Origin of the sequence: uncultured Nocardioides sp., assembly GCF_902805925.1 — a bacterium.
GTDB lineage: Bacteria > Actinomycetota > Actinomycetes > Propionibacteriales > Nocardioidaceae > Nocardioides.
The window spans coordinates 1-4,566 of record NZ_CADCUP010000177.1; the positions used below are offsets into that span (position 1 = coordinate 1).

Annotated in this window: 3 protein-coding genes and 1 pseudogene; 1 reads left to right on the plus strand and 3 read right to left on the minus strand. The window is 75.7% G+C overall.

The window, feature by feature from the left end; translation table 11 throughout:
* Positions 1 to 1,567, minus strand: a 1,567-nt coding sequence (locus tag QZX64_RS12935; RefSeq protein WP_295660554.1) for a DEDD exonuclease domain-containing protein, incomplete at its 3' end; no start/stop codon positions are given.
* Positions 1,568 to 1,639: 72 nt separating this feature from the next.
* Positions 1,640 to 3,265: a hypothetical protein gene (locus QZX64_RS12940; protein WP_295660558.1), complete on the minus strand. Its 1,626-nt coding sequence runs from the start codon at positions 3,263 to 3,265 to the stop codon at positions 1,640 to 1,642.
* 149 nt (positions 3,266 to 3,414) lie between these two features.
* Here QZX64_RS12940 and QZX64_RS12945 point away from each other — a divergent pair, with 149 nt between their 5' ends.
* Complete coding sequence (locus QZX64_RS12945) at positions 3,415 to 4,173, plus strand: GAF and ANTAR domain-containing protein (protein ID WP_295660561.1); 759 nt, start codon at positions 3,415 to 3,417, stop codon at positions 4,171 to 4,173.
* 12 nt (positions 4,174 to 4,185) lie between these two features.
* Here QZX64_RS12945 and QZX64_RS12950 read toward each other — a convergent pair.
* Positions 4,186 to 4,566 (minus strand): annotated as a pseudogene (locus QZX64_RS12950) (hypothetical protein); the annotation flags it as partial.

The window sequence follows — 4,566 nt, forward strand, 5'->3', positions numbered from 1 at the left end:
GGGTGGCGAGCAGGGCGTCGACGTACGGCGCCGGGTGCGCTCCGCGGGGGATCGTGCCGGCAGCGACGAGCCGTCCCCGTCGTACGACGGCCACCTCCCAGCCGAGGTCGGCGGTCGGCCGGGCGGCGACGAGCTCCGGCACGTCGGTGAGGGACTGCAGGCGCTGCAGCTTGGCGGCGGCACGGACGAAGGCCGTGAGGCGGTCGCGCTGCGCCGCCGCGTCCTCGAAGCGCTCGTCGGCCGCCAGGCCGGCGATCCGCGCGGTGAGGGCCTGCACGACGGCGGCCGGGTCGCCGCCGACGGCAGCGCGGTAGGCCGCGGCGTGGGCGGCGTACGCCTCGACCGACTCGCCGGCCTCCGGGCCGAGGCAGGGCGCACCGCACCGGCGCATCTCGGCGAGCACGCAGGCGGCGGACGGCCGGCGCGGCGACAGGCGGGTGGTGCACTGGCGCAGCGGCAGCGCCTCGTGCACCGCCGCCACGGCCAGCTCGGCCGTGGCGGTGCGGCCGAACGGGCCCAGGTAGCAGGCGCCGTCGTCGAGGACCTGGCGGACGAGCGACAGCCGTGGGAAGGCCTCGACCGTCAGCTTGACCCAGACCGCCTTGTCGGGACGGGTGCTGCGCCGGTTGTAGCGGGGGGTGTGCTCGGCGATCAGGCGAAGCTCGCGGACGTCGGCCTCGAGCGAGGTGCTGCAGACGACCGGGTCGACCCGTTCGGCGACGGCGACCATCTCGGCCATGCGCGTGCGCTGCTCGCTGGCGGTGAAGTACTGCCGCACGCGCCCGCGCAGGTTGGTGCTCTTGCCGACGTAGAGCACCCGGCCCCGCCCGTCGCGGAACAGGTAGACCCCGGGCAGCGCCGGCAGCCCGTCGGCGAGGTGGCGCTTGCGGCGCTGCGCGACGCTGACCTGGCTGGAGAAGGTGCGCAGCTCCTCGAGGCTGTGCACGCCGAGCCCGCCGAGCCGGGCGATCAGCCCGTGCAGGACGTCGACCGTGGCCCGGGCGTCGGACAGGGCGCGGTGGTCGGGGGTGGTCGAGGAGCGGAAGAGCCGGGCCAGGGTGGCCAGCTTGCAGTTGGGCGCCTCGTCACGCGTGAGCACGCGGCGGGCGAGCCGGGCGGTGTCGACGGAGTCGTGGCCGGGCCAGGGGATGCCCAGGCGGGCGCAGCCGGCCTTGAGGAAGCCGAGGTCGAAGGGGGCGTTGTGGGCGACCAGCACCGCGCCGCGGCTGAACTCGAGGAAGGCGGGCAGCGCCTGGTCGAGCCGGGGGCTGCCGGCCACCATGGCGTCGGTGATGCCGGTGAGGACCGCGATGAACGGCGGGATCGCCGCGCCCGGGTTGACGAGCGTCTGGAACTCGCCGAGCACCTCGCCACCGCGGACCTTGACGGCACCGATCTCGGTGATCTCGCACGCGTGCGCCGAGCCGCCGGTCGTCTCGAGGTCGACGACCACGAAGGTGGTCTCCCGCAGCGGGCTGCCGAGCTCGTCGAACGTCGCCTGCACCGGGACGGCGAGCGGTGTCGTGGGCCCCGGCGGGCGGGGGAGCAGCGGTGGTGCGGCGGGCATGGGTCGGACGGTAGGGGCGCCCTCCGACAAGCCCAGGGCGCGACGCGCCGAGCCGCCCGGAGGGCGTCGGGGTCAGAGCAGGCCGCGGCCGGAGACGAGCCCGCGCAGGACGAGCCCGAGGCCGACGAGGACCACGACGCCGGCCGTCCCGAGCGGCAGCAGGCGGGCGAGGGAGCGGCCGGGCCCGAGCGACCAGCCGCGGCGGTCGAGGGCCGCGCGCGCCCGCAGCAGCAGCAGGCCGGCGGCGGTGAGGGTCACCGCCATGCCGACGCCGTAGGCGACGACCAGGACCACGCCGAACCAGGCGCGCCCGAGGGCGGTGGCGCTCAGCAGGACCAGCAGCGCGGACGGGCTCGGCACCAGACCGCCGGCGACGCCCATCGCGGCGAGCGAGCGCCAGGACAGCGGCCCGTCGGGCAGCGGGGCGTGGGTGTGCGCCCGGCCGCCGTGGGAGTGGGTCAGGGGCCGGGTGACCACCGCCGTTCCGCCACCGGCCGGGTGCTGCTCCGGGCTCGTGACGCCGTCGGAGTGCGGGTGGTCGTGGTGGTCGTGGTGGTCGTGGCCGTGGTCGTGGTCGTGGTCGTCGTGCGGGTGGTCGTGGTGGTCGTGGTCGTGGTCGTGCGGGTGGTCGTGGCCGTGGTCGTGCGCGCCCCGGCGGCGCCGCAGCGCGAGCACCACCAGGTAGCCGCCGACCAGGGCGAGCAGCACCCCGGACAGCACCTCCGTGATCGGCACGACCAGCTCCGGGGCGGCCAGCGCTCCCAGGGACAGCAGCAGCCCCAGCAGCAGCACGCTGGCCGTGTGGGTGAACGTCACGACGGCGCCGAGGTGCACCGCCTGGCGGCGGGTGCCGCGCTGCCCGACCAGGTAGGCGGCCATCACCGTCTTGCCGTGCCCCGGGGCGAGCGCGTGCAGGACGCCGAAGACCACAGCGGCGGCCAGCGACAGCAGCGCGAACGGGACCGTCAGGTCCTTGCGGCCGAGGAAGTCGGTGAAGGTGCGCGAGAGCCGGTCCACGCCGCGCGGCGCCACCTCGTCGGCCGCCACAGGTCCGTCGCCGGGCAGCGCGGTCGTGCAGGACGCGTCCCCGTCCACCTGGAACTGCACCGACGTGACGTCGACGGGGGACTGCAGCAGGTCCTCGGGGTACTGCGTCAGCAGCGCGGAGGGGCTGTCGTCGACGACACCCGCACCGCGGAGCGGCCCGCAGAGCGAGCCGGCGCTGACCTCCCGCCAGCCGTTGCGCTCGCGGGCGACGGGGTCGTCGAAGCGGACCTGCTGGCGGGGCCGTCCCTCCGCGGTGAAGGAGCACTCGAGGCGGGTGACCGGCAGCCCGGCGGCGCCCTCGGTGCCCTCGCCCGACGAGCCGACCAGGCGCAGGGCGGTGGCAGCGCCGTCCACCTCGAGAGCCAGCTCGGGGCCGACCCGCCCGCACTCAGCCGCGGCGTACGCGTCGAGCTCGTCCTCCGACAGCTCGCCGTCGCCGTCGGTGTCCGCGCCGGAGCGGGGCTGGGCGAGCGCGACGCTGGGGATCTCGGCGAGGTCGACGACGTGCGTCACCTCGACGCCGTCGCTCGTCACGACGACCCGGTCGGCGGTGTTGACGGTGAAGTTGCCGAGCGGGTGGGCGGACGCAGCGCCCGCCGGCAGCAGGACGAGCACGGCGGTGCCGAGCAGGACAGCGGCCGTGCGCCTCACGCGGAGTCCCCCGTCCGTCTGCCGAACCTGCCGTCAGACCTTCGCAGCAGCCGGCCGAGCGGTTGTGCCTCGCGCACGGCGTCATTCGACCACCGATCTCCCACGTCGCGCAGCCCGACCCGCGACCCGGTGCGCGTACGGTCACCCGCATGACGCAGCCGGCGGTGCCTGGTCAGGCCGGGCCCGTGTCCCTCGAGCCGGGCGGCTCCACGCTCGCCGACGAGCTGGCGCGGCTCGCGCGCTCACTCCACGAGCAGCCGGACCTCGACGAGACCCTCACCGCGATCGTCACGGCGGCGGTCGCGACGGTGGCCGGCGCGGAGCACGCCAGCATCTCCTCCGTACGCCGCCGCAGGGAGGTGCACACCGTCGCGTCGACCGGACCGCTGCCGCGGGCGGTGGACCAGGCGCAGTACGAGACGCAGCAGGGACCGTGCCTGGACAGCCTGTTCGAGCAGCGGACCGTCCGGATGCCCCGGCTGGCCGAGGAGCACCGCTGGCCGGACTTCGTCAGGGCTGCGACGGAGCTGGGCGTCGGCAGCATGCTGGCCGTCCAGCTGTACGTCACCGGCGACGACCTCGGGGCGCTGAACATGGTGAGCACCGCCGTGGACGCCTTCGACGAGGAGGACGAGCACGTCGCGCTGCTGTTCGCGACGCACGCGGCGGTGGCGATGGCCGACGCGCAGGCGACGGACCGGCTGGAGCGCGCCGTCATGTCCCGGGACCTGATCGGTCAGGCCAAGGGGATCCTGATGGAGCGCTTCCGGATCACCGACCACCAGGCCTTCCTGCTGCTGGTGCGGGCCAGCCAGACGTCCAACGCCAAGCTCACCTCGGTCGCGGACGAGCTGGTGCGCAGCGGCGTGCTGCCCAGCCGCAACCCGGCTGGCGACCCGGTCGGCTGACCGCCGCAGGCGTCAGGTGACCGTGAACGTCGCGACCATGTCGGGGTGCGGGTCGCAGATGGCGACGTACTCGCCGGGCTGGAGCGTCACCCGCCAGACCACCTCGCCGGTGCCCGGGATGGGCGTCGTCTCGTCGACGCCCGGCCCGGTCAGGTGGAAGTTGTGCAGCGTGGCGAGGTCCTGCACGCGGAGGTCGTAGTCGCCGGCCGGCAGCGACTCGACCGGAGCACCGGAGCTGTCGGTGAGCACCAGCTCGAAGCCCTCGGGGTCCTCCGGCGTGCCGACGGCGCCCTCGAGCAGCGGGACGGACCCGCCACCGGGCGCCTCCGCGGGGGGCGACGCCGCCTCCGGCACGGGGGTGGGCGCCGGGGCTGCGGTGGCTGCCGCGGTCGG

Bases quoted from the DNA above. Each gene is read 5' to 3' on its own strand.
- QZX64_RS12945 (WP_295660561.1), top strand. From the start codon at position 3,415: ATGACGCAGCCGGCGGTGCCTGGTCAGGCCGGGCCCGTGTCCCTCGAG.